The organism is Mycobacterium sp. DHQP2018-32-09 (genome assembly GCF_058148405.1).
Map to the genome: position 1 here is coordinate 1 of NZ_JBYVYK010000211.1, position 380 is coordinate 380.

Here is a 380-nt window from a genome sequence, read left to right on the forward strand (position 1 = left end):
CGGTGCCGCCCGCGTCGTCGGCGAGGAGGTACGAGACCGTCTGGTAGCTCTCCGGGACGTCCGGTTTGCCGCTGAGCGGGCTGTAGTAGGTGGAGACGAGGCGCTCGCCGGGGACGACCTCCAGGATCGTGCCCTTGTCCTCGTACGGCGCGCCCTCCCACTCGCCGCGGTAGACGATCGGGCTCCCCTCCTGCCAGTCGGTCTCGACTCGGCTGCCGAACAGGTAGCGCGCGATCGTGTCCGGGTCGGTGATGGCGCGCCAGACCTCCTCGCGCGGGACGTCGACGTGGATGGTCGCTCGTGCTGTCGTGCTCATGCGCCCAGCATCCACCCGTCCGCGGCGCGCGGATAGAAGATTCGCGACGTCAGTTGTTGCCGCG

1 protein-coding gene is annotated in these 380 nt (G+C 69.7%); it reads right to left on the reverse strand.

Features of this window, described 5'->3' with window-relative positions:
* The coding region (locus tag AC30CM_RS27395) for an SRPBCC family protein (RefSeq protein WP_490120037.1) at positions 1-316 on the reverse strand (316 nt) is incomplete at its 3' end.
* Positions 317-380 lie beyond the last annotated feature (64 nt).